The sequence below is a fragment of the Halopseudomonas xinjiangensis genome, assembly GCF_900104945.1.
Taxonomy (GTDB): domain Bacteria; phylum Pseudomonadota; class Gammaproteobacteria; order Pseudomonadales; family Pseudomonadaceae; genus Halopseudomonas; species Halopseudomonas xinjiangensis.
Genome location: NZ_LT629736.1, coordinates 2755001 through 2770610, shown reverse-complemented (window position 1 = coordinate 2770610; position 15610 = coordinate 2755001). Strand labels below are relative to the sequence as shown.

Annotated in this window: 16 protein-coding genes; 9 read left to right on the top strand and 7 right to left on the bottom strand. The window is 58.8% G+C overall.

The window, feature by feature from the left end:
* Nucleotide 1: 1 nt before the first annotated feature.
* Together BLT85_RS12865 and crp are read right to left on the bottom strand one after the other, a co-directional pair.
* Nucleotides 2-1354: an adenosylmethionine--8-amino-7-oxononanoate transaminase gene (locus tag BLT85_RS12865; protein ID WP_093395459.1), complete on the bottom strand. Its 1353-nt coding sequence runs from the start codon at nucleotides 1352-1354 to the stop codon at nucleotides 2-4.
* Between the two features lie 62 nt (nucleotides 1355-1416).
* Nucleotides 1417-2061 (bottom strand): cAMP-activated global transcriptional regulator CRP, encoded by a 645-nt coding sequence (gene crp / locus BLT85_RS12860; protein WP_093395457.1) that lies wholly within the window; start codon nucleotides 2059-2061, stop codon nucleotides 1417-1419.
* Nucleotides 2062-2300: 239 nt separating this feature from the next.
* Between crp and BLT85_RS12855 the strand changes: the two genes are divergently transcribed.
* Nucleotides 2301-2723: an OsmC family protein gene (locus BLT85_RS12855; RefSeq protein WP_093395454.1), complete on the top strand. Its 423-nt coding sequence runs from the start codon at nucleotides 2301-2303 to the stop codon at nucleotides 2721-2723.
* 1 nt (nucleotide 2724) lies between these two features.
* On the opposite strand, the gene coq7 is transcribed toward BLT85_RS12855, so the two are convergent.
* Nucleotides 2725-3369: a 2-polyprenyl-3-methyl-6-methoxy-1,4-benzoquinone monooxygenase gene (gene coq7, locus BLT85_RS12850; RefSeq protein ID WP_093395451.1), complete on the bottom strand. Its 645-nt coding sequence runs from the start codon at nucleotides 3367-3369 to the stop codon at nucleotides 2725-2727.
* Between the two features lie 63 nt (nucleotides 3370-3432).
* Complete coding sequence (locus BLT85_RS12845) at nucleotides 3433-3771, bottom strand: histidine triad nucleotide-binding protein (protein WP_093395448.1); 339 nt, start codon at nucleotides 3769-3771, stop codon at nucleotides 3433-3435.
* 91 nt (nucleotides 3772-3862) lie between these two features.
* Here BLT85_RS12845 and BLT85_RS12840 point away from each other — a divergent pair, with 91 nt between their 5' ends.
* Nucleotides 3863-5341 (top strand): AAA family ATPase, encoded by a 1479-nt coding sequence (locus BLT85_RS12840; protein WP_093395445.1) that lies wholly within the window; start codon nucleotides 3863-3865, stop codon nucleotides 5339-5341.
* On the opposite strand, the gene hemJ is transcribed toward BLT85_RS12840, so the two are convergent.
* On the bottom strand, nucleotides 5342-5764 hold the full coding sequence (gene hemJ, locus BLT85_RS12835; RefSeq protein WP_093395442.1) for a protoporphyrinogen oxidase HemJ: 423 nt from the start codon (nucleotides 5762-5764) through the stop codon (nucleotides 5342-5344).
* A 116-nt stretch (nucleotides 5765-5880) separates the two neighbouring features.
* Between hemJ and argC the strand changes: the two genes are divergently transcribed.
* The 6 genes from argC (at nucleotide 5881) to erpA (ending at nucleotide 11377) form a co-directional block, all read left to right on the top strand.
* Nucleotides 5881-6915, top strand: coding sequence for an N-acetyl-gamma-glutamyl-phosphate reductase (gene argC, locus BLT85_RS12830; RefSeq protein WP_093395439.1), 1035 nt, complete (start codon nucleotides 5881-5883; stop codon nucleotides 6913-6915).
* A gap of 1 nt (nucleotide 6916) precedes the next feature.
* Nucleotides 6917-7675, top strand: coding sequence for a DUF6776 family protein (locus tag BLT85_RS12825; RefSeq protein ID WP_093395436.1), 759 nt, complete (start codon nucleotides 6917-6919; stop codon nucleotides 7673-7675).
* Between the two features lie 308 nt (nucleotides 7676-7983).
* The gene (locus BLT85_RS12820; protein ID WP_093395433.1) at nucleotides 7984-9270 is read left to right on the top strand and encodes a glycosyltransferase family 4 protein; all 1287 of its coding nucleotides are present in this window, start codon (nucleotides 7984-7986) and stop codon (nucleotides 9268-9270) included.
* 30 nt (nucleotides 9271-9300) lie between these two features.
* Entirely contained in the window at nucleotides 9301-10281 is a 981-nt protein-coding gene (locus tag BLT85_RS12815; RefSeq protein ID WP_093395430.1) for a phosphoribosyltransferase family protein, read from the top strand.
* A gap of 252 nt (nucleotides 10282-10533) precedes the next feature.
* The gene (locus BLT85_RS12810) at nucleotides 10534-10950 is read left to right on the top strand and encodes a bactofilin family protein (RefSeq protein ID WP_093397754.1); all 417 of its coding nucleotides are present in this window, start codon (nucleotides 10534-10536) and stop codon (nucleotides 10948-10950) included.
* Nucleotides 10951-11023: 73 nt separating this feature from the next.
* Nucleotides 11024-11377 (top strand): iron-sulfur cluster insertion protein ErpA, encoded by a 354-nt coding sequence (erpA, locus tag BLT85_RS12805; RefSeq protein ID WP_093395427.1) that lies wholly within the window; start codon nucleotides 11024-11026, stop codon nucleotides 11375-11377.
* A 4-nt stretch (nucleotides 11378-11381) separates the two neighbouring features.
* Here erpA and BLT85_RS12800 read toward each other — a convergent pair whose 3' ends face one another.
* Nucleotides 11382-12488 carry an anhydro-N-acetylmuramic acid kinase gene (locus BLT85_RS12800; protein WP_093395424.1) on the bottom strand — a complete coding sequence of 369 codons (1107 nt, stop codon included), beginning with the start codon at nucleotides 12486-12488 and terminating at the stop codon, nucleotides 11382-11384.
* Nucleotides 12488-13930, bottom strand: a complete 1443-nt coding sequence (locus tag BLT85_RS12795; RefSeq protein WP_093395421.1) for a peptidoglycan DD-metalloendopeptidase family protein — start codon at nucleotides 13928-13930, stop codon at nucleotides 12488-12490. Before BLT85_RS12795 ends, BLT85_RS12800 begins: the two co-directional genes overlap by 1 nt.
* A 241-nt stretch (nucleotides 13931-14171) precedes the next feature.
* Between BLT85_RS12795 and tyrS the strand changes: the two genes are divergently transcribed.
* Nucleotides 14172-15371, top strand: coding sequence for a tyrosine--tRNA ligase (gene tyrS, locus BLT85_RS12790; RefSeq protein ID WP_093395418.1), 1200 nt, complete (start codon nucleotides 14172-14174; stop codon nucleotides 15369-15371).
* Nucleotides 15372-15610: the final 239 nt, after the last annotated feature.

The following is a 15610-nucleotide window of genomic DNA, read 5'->3' as shown; positions in this document are numbered from 1 at the left end:
CTCAGTCCCGCGTAGCCAGTTGAATCCCTTCCCAGGCGACCGCGGCCAGATGGTCGATCTGGTCCGGCGTGATCACATACGGCGGCATGAAATACACCACACTGCCCAACGGGCGCAGCAACGCTTCGTTCTTCAGGCCGTGCTGATAGACGCGAATACCGCGGCGCTCCTGCCAGGGGTAGGGCGTTTTGCTGTCCTTGTCCTTGACCATTTCGATGGCCAACACCATTCCGGTCTGCCGTACTTCGGCCACGTGTGGATGGTCGACGAAATGTGCGGTGGCTTTGGCCATATGCGCGGACAGGACCTTGTTGGCCTCGATCACGTTGTTCTGCTCGAGCAGTTCGAGCGTGGCGAGCGCCGCAGCGCAGGCCAGAGGGTTGCCGGTATAACTATGCGAATGCAGGAAGGCTCGCATGGTTTCGTAGTCGTCGTAAAAGGCCTCGTACACGGTGTCGGTGGTCAGGCACACCGCCATCGGCAGATAACCTCCGGTCAAGGCCTTGGATAGACAGAGGAAATCCGGCGCAATGTCTGCCTGCTCGCAGGCGAACAGCGTTCCGGTACGCCCGAAGCCGACGGCAATTTCATCATGTATCAGATGCACGCCGTAGCGGTCGCAGGCTTCGCGCAGCAGTTTCAGGTAAACCGGGTGGTACATCCGCATTCCGGCCGCGCATTGAATCAACGGCTCAACGATAACCGCGGCGACTTCTTCGTGGTTTTCCGCCAGCGCCCGTTCCATGTGCTCGAACATCAGTCGGCTGTGTTCTTCCCAGGTTGCCCCGGCGTCACGCTCGTAGCAATCGGGCGACGGCACGGTGATCACGTCCATGAGCAGCGGTGCATAGGTCGACTTGTATAGCGCAACGTCGCCAACGGCCAGTGCGGCGAGCGTTTCGCCGTGGTAGCTGTTGGAGAGTGTGATGAATCGCTTCTTCTTCGGCTGACCCTTGTTCAGCCAATAATGAAAGCTCATCTTCAACGCGACTTCGATACAGGACGAGCCATTGTCGGCATAGAAGCAGCGCGTCAGCGGCGCTGGCGTCATGGCGACCAGACGCTCAGACAGCTCGACCACGGCGGGGTGGGTGAAACCGGCGAGGATTACGTGTTCAAGAGTGTCGAGCTGTTGCTTGATACGCTCGTTGATATAGGGGTTGGCGTGCCCGAGGATGTTGACCCACCAGGAGCTGACCGCGTCCAGATAGCGGTTACCTTCGAAGTCGTGAAGCCATACGCCTTCTCCCCGCTGAACGGGGATGACCGGCATGTGCTCGTGATCCTTCATCTGGGTGCAGGGATGCCACAGGACTGAGATGTCGCGCTGCATCCACTGGTTGTTCAAGCCCATATTCGCCTCGCCATCGGAATGTTATCCAGGCGATTGTACATGAGCCCTCGGCACGCTGCAGTTCAGCGGGTACCGTAGATCACCATGGTCTTGCCCTTGACCTCGATCAGACCCTGCTCTTCGAGGCTCTTGAGGACGCGACCAACCATCTCCCGCGAGCAACCGACGATGCGACCGATCTCCTGGCGGGTGATCTTGATCTGCATGCCGTCGGGATGGGTCATGGCGTCCGGCTGCTTGCACAACTCGAGGAGGCTGCCGGCAACGCGCCCGGTCACATCGAGGAAGGCGAGGTTGCCGACCTTGCGCGTCGTGTTGCGCAACCGTTCGGCCATCTGCCGGCCGACTGCGTACAGCAGGTCGGGATCGCGCTGGCTGAGCTCGCGAAATTTCGCGTAGCTGACTTCCGCAACTTCGCATTCGGTTTTCGCCCGAACCCAGGCACTGCGGTCCTGTTGCGCCGCGGACTGGTCGAACAGGCCCATCTCGCCGAAGAAGTCCCCCTGGTTGAGGTAGGCGATGATCATTTCGCGACCGTGTTCATCCTCGATGAGAATGGTGACCGAGCCTTTGACGATGAAGAACAGGCTGTCTGAAGCGTCTCCGGCGTGGATGATGGTGCTGCGGGCGGCGAATTTGCGGCGGTGACAGTGAGCGAGGTAGGCGTCGAGATTCTTGATTTTCGGTGTCAGCGCGATTGCAACCATTACATGTGTCCCTGGCAGTGAAGCTTGTCAAGCCAGCCGGGCAGGGCGGGTGGAAGGCTTGCAGACTTCTTATTTTTCGAGCGTACCATTGATGCGGGTCGTTAGAGAGAGCCTCGTATTGAGACCAAAACTGATTATGTCCAGTTTTGCCGGTCGTGGCCATAGCGGCACTCTGCCTCATATGGCTGTGGTATTCTGCCCGGCCTCTGAATAGCGAATTTACCCTGCCGGAGAAGCGGATGAAAGCACATATCAAGTGGGTCGACGGCGCCATGTTTCTCGGTGAGTCGGGTAGTGGCCATACGGTAGTGATGGACGGACCGCCTGACGCCGGTGGGCGCAACATGGGCGTGCGTCCGATGGAGACCGTGCTGATCGGCCTCGGTGGCTGCGCCAGTTACGACGTCGTCAGCATCCTCAAGAAGGCCCGCCAGGATATCCGCGACGTCCACACCCTGCTGGAGGCGGAGCGTGCCGAGGCCGAGCCGAAGGTCTTCACCCGCATACACGTGCGCTTCGTGGTGACCGGCAAAGGTCTGAAGGAAGCGCACGTCAAGCGCGCGGTGGAGCTGTCTGCTGAAAAGTACTGCTCGGCATCGATCATGTTCGGTCGCGCCGGGGTGGAGATCACGCACGACTACGAAATCGTCGATATCGACTGATTCACACCCGGTAGGTTGCGGTGGTCATGACCTTCGACATCAACGTCATGGCTGCCTTGACCGGCGCCGGGAAGCGCACGCCGCCGGCGGCCAGCGCCTGGTTGCCATGTTGGATTTCATCGTCGCGCATCTGCTCGAGAATCGCCCGCGACCGCGCATCGTCAACCGGCAGGCGGGTCAGGTGATCATCCAGATGCCGCTCGACTAACTGCTCTGTCGCCGCCACGAAGCCGAGGCTTACGCGGTCGCTGACCAGGCCTGCTACCGCTCCCAGACCGAACGACACCCCGTAGAACAGCGGATTGAATACGCTCGGATGACTGTTCAATTCCTTTAGACGCTGTTCACACCAGGCGAGATGATCGATCTCTTCTTCCGCTGCCTGCTCCATCTTTCTGCGAATGTCAGGCAGTTTCGCTGTCAGCGCCTGCCCCTGATACAACGCCTGGGCACACACTTCCCCGGTATGGTTGATGCGCATCAGCCCGGCGACCCGGCGGCGCTCGGTCTCGGGTAAGGCATGGTCCGCCAGCGGCAATGCCGGGGAAGGGCGGTTGGCCAGGGCGGCGCCGGGCACCAGGGTGCGCAGCGACTGATCGGCCTGGATCAGCAGGCGGTCTACAAAGGTATGGCGGCGTGTGGTCATGCTGTGCTCCGTGAAAAATGGCCGCAGGTTATCCCGAACGACCGGAGGATGCCTTGCGCTGGGTCAACCCGGCGGCCAGCCCATCTGGCGCTGACCGAGGACGTGAAGATGGATGTGATAGACCGTCTGGCTGCCCATTTCCTTGCAATTGAAAACGGTGCGAAAGCCAGCTTCGCAGCCTAGTTCCAGCGCCAGTTTCTGGCCCACGTAGACCATATGTCCCACCAGTTCACGGTCTGCTTCGGTGACGTCGTTGAGCGTAGCGATGTGCTTTTTCGGAATCACCAGAAAATGCACCGGGGCCTGCGGGTTGATGTCGTGGAACGCCAATACCTGGTCGTCCTCGAAAATCTTCTTTGCCGGGATTTTTCCCTCGGTTATCTTGCAGAACAGACAGTCCACGGGTCGTCCTCGTTTCGGTTGAGCATTTCAGTGTACTAGACCGCGTCCGGATTGAAACCGTGCCGCCCTTCATGGAAGAAAGGAAATCGCTGTGAAAAACGATATTCACGACCTCGCGCTGCTGCTCGACTCCCGCGTCAGGCTCATCCTCGTGGAGACCTGGGAAGAGTCGAGGGTGCTGGAGGCAATCGGCATGCTCGCCATCAAGCGAGCCCAGACCTGGTACACCTGGAATCACGTCGAGGGATTACGGCGGCTGGGCTTCGGCAGCGATCTCGACGCGTCGGAAGAGACCGCCGACCCGGACAAGGCGCTCGAGCGGATACGCCGCGACAACCAGCCGTCCTTGTATGTGCTCTGCGATCTGCACCCTTTTCTCGACTCGCCCAGAGTGGTTCGTCAGTTGAAAATGCTCGCGATGAATCATGATGAGTCGGCGCCGACCGTGCTGCTGGTGAGCCACGCGCTGACACTCCCGCCGGAATTGCGCCGCCTGGCTTCAAGACTCAGCCTGAGTATGCCCTCTGCCGAGCAGCTCATGGCCATCGTCAGAGAAGAGGCGGCAAAGTGGAGCGAGCAGAACCAGGGCAAGCGCGTGCGGACCGACAATCAGACGCTTGAGCAGGTAGTCAGGAACCTTCGCGGCACGACATACGCCGAGGCGCGGCAGCTGGCCCGCAAGCTTATCCATGACGATGGCGCGATCACGCGCGATGACCTTCCGGTGCTGAATCACGCTAAATTCGGCTTGCTTGGCATGAATGGCGTGCTCAGCTTCGAATACGAGACCGCGCATTTTTCCGAGGTGGGTGGGCTGAGGTCCCTCAAAAGCTGGCTCAATGAGCGGCAGCAGACCTTCACCGCTGGAGTTGGTATCGATGTGCCCAAGGGGCTGCTGCTTGTCGGTGTGCAGGGGGCGGGAAAGAGCCTGGCTGCCAAGTCGGTGGCGGGCGTCTGGGGGTTGCCATTGCTGCGGCTGGACTTCGCCTGCCTCTATGACAAGTACATCGGCGAAACGGAAAAGAACCTCCGCGAAGCGTTGCAGCTGGCAGACACGATGGAGTCCTGCGTGCTGTGGATCGACGAGATCGAGAAAGGGCTTGCGCCGGATACCGGAGAGTCGGGCGTTTCCCGCCGTCTGCTCGGCACTTTGCTGACATGGATGGCCGAGCGGAAAAGCCGGGTATTTCTGGTGGCAACTGCTAACGATGTTTCGCAGCTGCCGCCGGAGCTGATTCGCAAGGGGCGGATTGACGAGATGTTCTTCGTCGATCTTCCCGGCGAGGACGTCCGGGCCGACATATTCGCCATTCACCTGACCCGTCGCGAGCTGCCAGTCGAAGCGTTTGACCTGCCCGCACTGGCCGCAACCAGTGAAGGTTTCTCGGGCGCCGAAATCGAGCAGGCAGTGGTCTCTGCCGTTTACGCTGCGGCGGCTCGGCAGGAGCCGCTTCGGACCGAGGATCTGGTCGATACGCTTTGCAGCACATCGCCCCTCTCGGTCGTCATGGCCGAGCGAATCGACGCGTTGCGCGCCTGGGCCCAGGGGCGAGCGGTGATGGCCGACTGATCAGTACGGCTTGACCACCACCAGGATGACGATCGCCAGCAGCACAAGCACCGGTGCTTCGTTGAACCAGCGGAAGAAGACGTGAGAACGGGTATTGGCGTCCGCAGCGAACCGCTTGAGGAAGGCTCCGCACATATGGTGGTAGCCGATCAATAGGACGACCAATGCCAGCTTGGTGTGCATCCAGCCCTGTTTCATCCATTCCGGAGATAGCACTAGCAGCCAGATCCCGAATACCAGCGTGGCAATCATCGAAGGCAGCATGATGCCGCGGTACAGTTTGCGCTCCATCACCTTGAAGCGCTCGCGGCTGGCTGCGTCATCCGCGGCCGCGTGGTAAACGAACAGGCGCGGCAGATAGAACAGGCCGGCGAACCAGGTGACGATCGCGACAATGTGTAAAGCTTTGATCCATAGATACACGGGGTGTTTCCTTATCTTCCGACGACACGGGGCAGGGTGACAGGTCGCTGGCAATTTCCGCCAGCGCTTTTATCATAGGGCAGCATCAGTCACGTTCAAACGTCGGGAAGCGAATCATGATCAAAGTCGGCATTGTAGGCGGAACCGGTTATACGGGAGTGGAGCTGCTGCGGTTGCTGGCACAGCACCCCGAGGCGCATGTCGAGGTCATCACTTCGCGCTCCGAGGAAGGCATGCGCGTGCCGGACATGTATCCGAACCTGCGTGGTCATTACGATGACCTCGCTTTCAGCGTGCCGGATGTGGGCCGGCTCGGCGCGTGCGATGTGGTGTTCTTTGCCACTCCTCACGGTGTTGCTCATTCGCTGGCCGGCGAGCTGCTGGCGACCGGCACGCGCATCATCGATCTGTCCGCCGACTTCCGACTGCGTGATGCCGACGAGTGGAGCAAATGGTACGGGCAGGCACATGGCGCGCCGGACCTGCTCGACCAGGCGGTTTACGGTTTGCCAGAGGTCAATCGCGATGCCATCCGCCAGGCCCGTTTGATCGCCGTGCCGGGTTGCTACCCGACGGCCACCCAGTTGGGCCTGATTCCCTTGCTCGAAGCCGGTCTCGCCGATACGTCCACCTTGATCGCCGACTGCAAGTCCGGCGTCAGTGGCGCCGGCCGCGGAGCGAGCGTCGGTTCTCTACTCGGGGAATCGTCGGAAAGCATGAAGGCCTACACAGTGACCGGCCATCGTCATCTTCCCGAGATACGCCAGGGGCTGCAGCTGGCAGCGAAAGGCCCGGTAGGATTGACCTTCGTGCCTCATCTCACACCGATGATTCGCGGTATCCATGCGACGCTGTATGCGACGGTCAAGGATCGGTCGGTGGACCTGCAGAACCTCTTCAGTGAGCGCTACGCCAACGAGCCGTTTGTCGACGTGCTCCCTAAGGGCAGCCACCCGGAGACGCGCAGCGTGCGTGGCTCCAACATGTGTCGTATTGCGGTGCACCGCCCACAGGACGGCGACCTCGTAGTCGTACTGTCGGTGATCGACAACCTGGTCAAGGGTGCTTCCGGGCAGGCGGTACAGAACATGAACATCGCCCTGGGCCTGGAGGAGACGCTTGGTCTTGCCCATCCCGCGTTGATGCCCTGACGTGGAACGGCGACGCCGCCCGCCGCTACGTGGGCACAATCTGGTTGTCGTGCCCCATCAGACCCGCGCGCAGCGGCTCAGGCGCCAGCTTCTGACACTGCTTGTATTGCTATCCATTCCGGGCGCGGGCTGGCTTGGCTGGGATGCCGCACTGCGCTCGCAGGAAGCGGTACGGGCCGAGCGAGACGAGCTGGCGGTCGCTCTGGCCCAGACCCAACTGGACCTCGAAGCTGTGTCGCAACAGTATCGACAGGTGGAAGTCGACCTCTTGGTATCACGCGAGTCGCTCAAGGGCAGCCAGGTGATGATCCATGACCTGGAGCAGCAATTGTTCCGCGTTCAGCAGGATTTGGCCGTTTATCGCGGTTCCCTGTCGCCGCGAGCCATGGCGCCGGGGTTACGTTTCCAGGCGTTCGAGTTGCAGGGAACGGACGAGCCCGGCGTCTTTCGTTACAAGGTCATGGTCACGCGTGTAGGGAACGAGGCAGACACTACCCAGGCCAGACTCTTCATCGACGTTCTCGGCGAGGAGGGCGGCGAGCCTGCAAGCGTTCCCTTGTCGAGCATGACGTTGGCCGAAGATGATGGCGGTCTGCCGCTGGATTTCCGCTACTTTCAGGTGGTGCCGGCCAACAGCCAGGACTCCGAACTCTCCTTGCCGCAAGGCTTCACGCCCAAGCAGGTCCGCCTGCGAGTCAAGCATAACGACAAGCTGCTGGTCGAGCAGACTTTCGACTGGGCCGTCACCGCAGGCTCCTGACCGGCCACGCCACCGTCAAACCGGCCCCTCCGTGTGTGCCCCCTCCCGCCTTCGTTGTCATTCGTCGAACCGACCGATCGGACGCTTTCTCCCTCGCTCTGTGTTGGAGCATTTCGACACTCGGTCCATCCATGCATAGCCGCGCGCAAGGGGCGCGTTTGCCCGAGGCTGTCCTAATGCTGGCACGCCAATGGAACCACCGCGCCACAATGGTTACTAAGCTTTGTAACAAGATATCCAGCGCCAAGCACCAGTAGTTCCCCAGGAAAGGCAGGGAGCATTTATAAGATCAGGAGGGCAGGGAGCGGATGAAGGTAATGCACGTAGTGGCTGGTGAACTCACCGGTGGCGCGGCGAGGGGTGCCTACTGGTTACACCAGGCGATGCGCTCGATCGGGATCGATTCGGTTGTCTATACCAATAGCCGGGCCACACACGGCGATGAATCGGTCGCCTCGACCAACACCAACAAGCTTCAAATGGTTGCAAGTCTCGCCCGGAGTCAGGCAGACCAATCGCTGGCCAGCTTCTACCCCAAGCGTAGCTCAGGCATGTTCAGCACCGGCTTGTTGGGCGCAGATTTTACGCGAAGCGCCGAATACCGCGCCGCGGACGTCATCCATCTGCATTGGATCAACGCTGGTTTCATCGACATGAAGCATCTCGCCAAAATCGACAAGCCGTTGATCTGGACCATGCGTGACATGTGGCCCATGACGGGTGGCTGCCACTACTCGATGGGCTGCGAGAAGTTCGAGACGGGGTGCGGCAGCTGTGACCAGCTTGGCAGCCGCTCGGATCTGGACCTGTCGCGCTTCGTGCTCAACCGCAAGAAAAAATATCTGCCCGCTTCGCTGAAGGTGGTCGGCATCAGTACCTGGTTGACCGAGCAGGCAAGGCGCAGTCAGCTATTCCATGATGTCGACGTCCGCACGATTTCGAATAACGTCGACAGCGCGGAATTTTTCCCGGTCGACAAGCAGATCGCGCGGAAGATGCTGGGCATCGAAACGGGCAAGAAGATCGTGCTGGCCGGCTCGACGAATGCGCGCGATCCATACAAGGGCTTCGGTAAATACCTTGAGTCACTTGAATTTCTCGATCCGGAGCAGTACCACCTGTGTTTCTTCGGCAAGCTCGAGCAATCGATCATTGACCGCCTGGGCTTCGATTACACCTCGTTCGGCTTCCTCCACGACAGTATTTCTCTACGCCTGCTGTATTCCGCTGCCGATGTATTCGTCGCACCCAGTCTGATGGAAGCATTTGGCAAAACGCTTGCCGAAGCGATGGGTTGCGGCACGCCAGTGGTCTGTTTCGATGCGACTGGACCCAAGGATATCGTCACCCACCTAGAGGACGGCTTCAAGGCGCAGCCTTTTGAGGCACGGAGTCTCGCAGACGGTGTCGAATGGGTCGCGCATTCGGAGAGCTACGACGAAATGGCTCGAAACGCCCGGGAAAAGATCGTCCGTCAGTTCGACAGCCGAGTGATCGCTCGCCAGTACCAGGCGCTCTACGAAGAGGTGCTGGCGCCCTATTCAGTCAAGCCAAACAGTGCAAGGCAGCTATGCGGGAGTTATCCGCAGGAGTAACCCTCTACCGCTTTGAAGCAAGGAGTAGTCATGAATTACAGAAGCTTGAACGATCTGTCGCGGCTCAGTACCGCGGGCGCATGCCAGATACCCAACGACATAGAGCTGGTGGTAGGGATACCACGAAGCGGCATGCTCGCGGCGAGTATCATAGCGCTCAAGCTCAACATTCCGTTGACCGATGTCCAGTCGTTCCTGCGTAACGACGAACTGAAGAAAGGCAAGACCCGCACCTACAAGCACGCTTCGCTCACTCGCCCGCGGGACGCGAAGAAGATCTTGTTGGTGGATGACAGTATCTGTTCGGGCAACTCGCTGCGCGATGCTGTCGAAGAGGTGAAGGCAGCGTTTTCCGGGGAGGTGGTCACGCTTGCCGCTTTTGCCGAGAAGAACAATCGGCACATGGTCGACGTCCACTTCGAGTTGGTCGAACAACCACGGATGTTCGAGTGGAACATCATGCATCATCCCTATCTTGCCCAGGCCTGTCTCGATATCGATGGCGTGCTTTGCGTCGATCCGACCAATGAAGAAAATGACGACGGACCGAATTACCTGAGCTTTCTCGGTAAAACGCACCCGCTATTTATCCCGTCAGTCGAAGTGGGACATCTGGTGACCAGTCGCCTGGAAAAATATCGCGCTCAGACCGAGGACTGGCTTGAGCGCCACGGCGTTCGCTATGGCAAGTTGCACATGCTCGACCTTCCAACTGCTGAAGAGCGGCGTCGCTTGAACATCCATCACAAATTCAAAGCCGAGATCTACTCGAAGGAGCCTCTGGCACGCCTGTTCATCGAAAGCGAAAAGAAGCAGGCGATCGAAATCATGTCGCTAACAGGCAAGCCTGTTTACTGCATCGAGACCAACGAGATGTACAGGCCCGGCGAACTCTCCTTGCTCAAGGCCAACGCTGTGCGCACGGGAGCCTTGGTTCGTACGAAAGGATTCACCAAGCTGAAAGCGGCTGTGCGGAAATGGTTTCCCGCCAACTCTGTGCGGAAAGCCTAGCTAGACGATGTGCTGCGTGGGTTAAGCCTGGTAGGTCGGTCGGCGCGTCGCTCCCCGTTGCGCGCCGGCGTCAGGCGCTCTGCCTTTGAGCCGCAGCACACAGAAATAGGGTTGGCTGCGTTGTAAGATGAAGCTGCGTTTTCGCAGGTCCACCTGGAGCACGAAATACAATCCGGATGGCGTTGCATTTGGCCGAATGAAGGTAACATGTCCGCTCAGTATCGAGCGGGCGGAAAGGGGAGCAAGGTTCCGATGTTTGGAAACGATAAACACAAGCGGGCCGATATCGGTCAATTCAGCGGCAAGACCACCATTATTGCTCAGGAAGCCGAGCTGCGCGGCGACGTGCGGTTCACCGGTGCCTTGCAGGTGGACGGTCGTATCATAGGTGACATCGAGACGGATCAGGGTCTGGTTCGGGTCAGCGAGCATGGTTATGTCGAAGGCATCATCAAGGCGCCTAGCGTGTTAGTGAACGGCCAGGTGGTAGGTGACGTTCATGCGTTGGAGCATCTGGAGCTCGATACCAAGGCTCGGATTACCGGCGATCTGTATTACCAGGCCATGGAAATGGTGATCGGCGCGCAGATAAGCGGTCAATTGCATTACGTTGGCGCGCCGGAACAGGTGAGTCGAAATACCTCGGTTGCAGACGTTGAGCCCGGTTAATAGTTGACCAAAAGACTCGGGAAAAGGATAATGTTCGACCTGTTGTGCTGCGACGCTAGTCGCTGGAGGTTGCATGTCTACTGCTGAAGTCTTCACCCCGACTCCCCTTATTTTCTCCGACAATGCGGTCGGCAAGGTTCGCTCGCTCATCGAGGAAGAGGGCAACGACAGGCTGAGCCTGCGTGTCTTCGTAACGGGAGGTGGTTGTTCCGGTTTCCAGTACGGCTTCACGTTTGATGACGAAATGGCAGAGGATGACACCATCGTTGAGCGCGAGGGGGTTCGCCTGGTGGTGGATCCGATGAGCTTCCAGTATCTTGCCGGTTCCGAGGTGGACTATCAGGAAGGGCTCGAGGGCTCTCGCTTCGTGATCAACAATCCTAACGCGACAACTACGTGCGGTTGCGGCTCGTCGTTTTCAGTCTAAGCGCTCACGCCTGGTAGATCGCCCCCAGCACGCGGGGGCCGCGCGCGCCGGTAACCGCAGGTAGATTTCCCGGCCTGCCTGAAATACAACGCGACGCCAGCCAGGCGAATGCCATCGCCTCCATCCAGTCGGGATCCACGCCCAGCGCTTCGGTAGACCTTACCGATGCATCGCTCAGCAATTGTTGTAGCCTTAGCATCAGATAGTCGTTACGAGCGCCTCCGCCGCAGATGAACAGATCCCCCCCGGCGACATTATGCTCATTGGCGGCAGCGGCGATGGTTTGCGCGGTCAGTTCCAGCAAGGTGGCTTGAACATCGACTGCCTCCGGCTGAAACGGAAAGCCCTGCAGCCTGGCTTTCAGCCACGCCTGATTGAAATATTCTCGTCCAGTGCTCTTCGGCCCTGTCTTGGAAAAATAAGGGTCCGCCAACATGCTGGCAAGTAGCGGAGGGATCGGTCGGCCTCGGCTGGCCCATGCGCCGCCAGCATCGAAGGCACGACCGGTATGTAGAGCACACCAAGCGTCCATCAGCACGTTGCCAGGCCCGCTGTCGAAACCGGTGACGGATAGACCGGGCTGCAAAATCGTGAGGTTGGCGAAGCCTCCGATGTTGACCAGTACCCGCGTTGCGTTGGGATCACTCAATAACCAGTCGTGGAACGCCGGTACCAGTGGCGCACCTTGCCCGCCGGCCGCTACGTCCCGGCTTCGGAAGTCGGTAATCACTGTGATCCCTGTGAGCTCGGCGAGCAGGGCGGGCGCGCCGATCTGCAGGCTGAACCCCAATTCAGGGTGGTGGCGGATAGTCTGTCCGTGGCTGCCGATAGTCAGGATGTCGGCTGCTTGGAGATTGCAGCGCATCAGCAGCGTTGCAACGCCTTCTGCGGCCAGCCGCGCCCAGGCTTGTCCGGCTGCTGCGGCGCGCCGAACTTCGTCTGTGCCTGGCTGGCAGAGATCGAGCAGTTGCGTTTTGAGTTCAGGCGGGAGGGGAAGACAGATAGCACCGAGCAGCTCGGCGCTTCGATGATCACTATCCAATGAAGCAACTGCAATGTCGATACCATCCAGGCTCGTGCCTGACATGATACCGACATGCAACGAAGGCATTACTCCTGCAACATCGCCAGCTGGGTGTCCCCGTGCTGGTCGAGGTTGGCCATCAGTTTTTTGCTAAGCGCCAGGAAGGCGGTTCGCTCGGAGGCTGCGATCGGATCGGACGCTGGCAGTTTCACGCTCAACGGGTCGACATGGGCACCGTTGATGCGGAACTCGTAGTGCAGATGCGGGCCGGTAGCCAATCCCGTCATTCCAACGTATCCGATGACCTGTCCCTGCGAGACGTTTTTGCCGGGGGCGATGCCTTTGGCGTATCGAACCATGTGAGCGTAGAGGGTCTGGTATTTCTGACCGTGCTTAATCACCACGGTGTTGCCGTAACCGCCCTTGCGTCCCACATGAACGACGCGGCCATCGCCGGTGGCTTTGATCGGCGTGCCGGTAGCCGCTGCATAATCAACCCCCTTGTGCGCGCGGATCTTGTTGAGGACCGGGTGGCGGCGACCGGGATTGAAGCGCGAGCTGATGCGGGCGAATTCCACCGGCGTACGGATGAATGCTTTGCGCATGCTCGTGCCATCGGCCCGGTAATAGCTGCTATATCCTTGTTTATCGGTATAGCGAACCGCAGTGAACGTCTTGCCGCGATTGACGAAGCGCGCCGCCAGGATATTCTTGCTGCCGACGGTCTTGTCGCCTACACGCAGCTCTTCGAAGAGCACTTCGAATGTATCGCCTTTGCGGATTTCACGGGCGAAGTCAACGTCGTAGCCGAAGACGTTCGCCATTTGCATGGTGAGGTTATGCGAAAGCCCGGCACGCTGTGCGGACAGAAACAGGGAGCTGTCGATCGTCCCTGATGCGAATCGAGTGTGAACCTCTGGTTCGATTAGCTCTTTGCTGAATTTGAACTTCCCGCTTTCGCGATCGAGCCGGATAGTCTCCAGATCATTGATCTTCGACCGCATAGCGAGCAGATCGCCCTGTTCGTCGAGCTTGAACTCTATCACCTGGCCTACGTTGAGACGGGTGAAACGCTGCGCCTCTTTGCTGGACATCGCCGAGTGCAATGTACCTGACGAAAGACCTATCTGACTGAATAGCACGGACAGGGTGTTGCCTGCCGCAACGGTAACGCTGACCCAGTCGGTGGGCTGCGGCGCGATGGTCTCGGCAACTGCGACCGGAGTCTCATCAAGTGCCTGCAGGACCGCTGTCGCCGATTCAGCCTGCATAGCGTCGATAGGCTTGGCAAGGTCAAGCGGGGACGCAGCGGTGATGGTGTCGCTGACAAGGTTGTCGAGCTCCGCCGCGGCCGTTACCTGCGACTGGAGCTGTGCCGGATCCAGCTCAAGCTGGACGAATGTCTTCTTCGCTTCGACATCCGTGGTGGGAATGACGAGCAGAAATATGCTCAGCGCGGCGGCGATACCGCTGGCGGCCACGAGGTGGCTCTTCGGGTATCGCGGCGTTTTTGTCTTGTGAGAAGCCATAAGCGCTCTTCTGGTTGATTCTTTGGATTGTCGACTAACTCGCTAAATTATAACCGAAACCTGCATCTGGCAAGTTTTTGTCGACACCGTCTGTCATTTTTACAGCGGGTTTTTGTGACGTATTTCCGACACTATTTTATTGTCGACCGCTGCGCGGCGATCTTTAGTTGAATTCAATCGGTAATATTGTATGGTTTGTGGCCTTTTTCACATCCCTGATGCAGCACAGGATCAAGCATAGATGAAGTCGGTTGAAGAGCAGCTGGCGCTGATCAAGCGTGGCGCGAGTGAAGTATTGGTGGAAGACGAGTTGCGGGCAAAGCTTGAGCGTAACAAGCCGTTGCGGATCAAGGCGGGCTTCGATCCGACTGCGCCTGACTTGCATCTGGGTCATACGGTGCTCATCAACAAGCTCCGCCAGTTCCAGGAGCTTGGGCATCATGTGATGTTCCTCATAGGTGACTTCACCGGAATGATCGGCGATCCGTCGGGCAAGAACGTCACGCGTCAGCCGCTCACTCGCGAGCAGGTTGTCTTGAATGCCGAGACCTATAAAGAGCAAGTGTTCAAGATTCTCGATCGCGAGCGGACCGAGGTCATGTTCAATTCAACGTGGATGGATCAGCTTGGCGCTGCCGACATGATTCAGCTGGCCGGCAAATACACCGTGGCTCGAATGCTGGAGCGAGACGACTTCGATAAGCGCTACAAGAGCGAGCAGTCGATAGCAATTCATGAGTTCCTTTATCCCCTGGTTCAGGGGTATGACTCTGTCGCGATGCGCGCGGACGTCGAGCTCGGCGGGACCGATCAGAAGTTCAATCTCCTCATGGGGCGTGAATTACAACGTCAGTATGGTCAGGAGTCGCAAGTCATCGTCACCATGCCGCTATTGGAAGGGCTGGATGGCGTGAAGAAGATGTCCAAATCGCTGGGTAATTACGTGGGTATCAATGACCTGCCTGGCGAAATGTACAACAAGATCGTTTCCATGCCCGATACGCTGATGTGGCGCTACTACGAGCTGCTGAGCTTTCGCAGCATGGAGGAGATAGAGGGGTATCGTGCCGACGTAGAGCGCGGCGCTAATCCTCGCGATATCAAGATAAAGCTAGCGGAAGAGCTGGTAGCTCGTTTTCATAGTGAAGAAGCTGCGGCCAGCGCCCATCGTTCCGCCGGAAATCGTCTCAAGGACGGCGAGCTTCCGGACGACTTGCCGGAAGTGGTCGTGCAGTCCGAAGAAGACCTCCCTGTATCAGCCGTCCTTAATCGAGCCGGCATGGTCAAGAATGCGGCGGCTGCTCGGGATCTCCTATCTGCTGGTTCGGTGCGGGTGGATGGTGAAGTAGTGGACCGGGATTTCATGTTTCGAGTGGGCAATTCCTACGTCTGCCAAGCCGGAAAGAAGAAGTTCGCGCGCATCGAGCTGAAAACCGCTTGACGGCCCTGCTCAGAGGCCTATAATGCGCCTCTCTCCAGTCGAGCTGCTTTGAATAAAGCGCTTTACAATCAATAAGTTAGCGATAATTTAGGGGTTGACAGGCTGGAAGGACGGCGTAGAATGCGCCGCTCTGTGAAGGCTGGCGGTAACGGGCTTTGCGGGTTGATGAGGCGACTCATCAAGAGGTTTACGGAAGGTGTTGACAGTGGTGAGAGCTGCTGTAGAATGCGCCTCCCTGA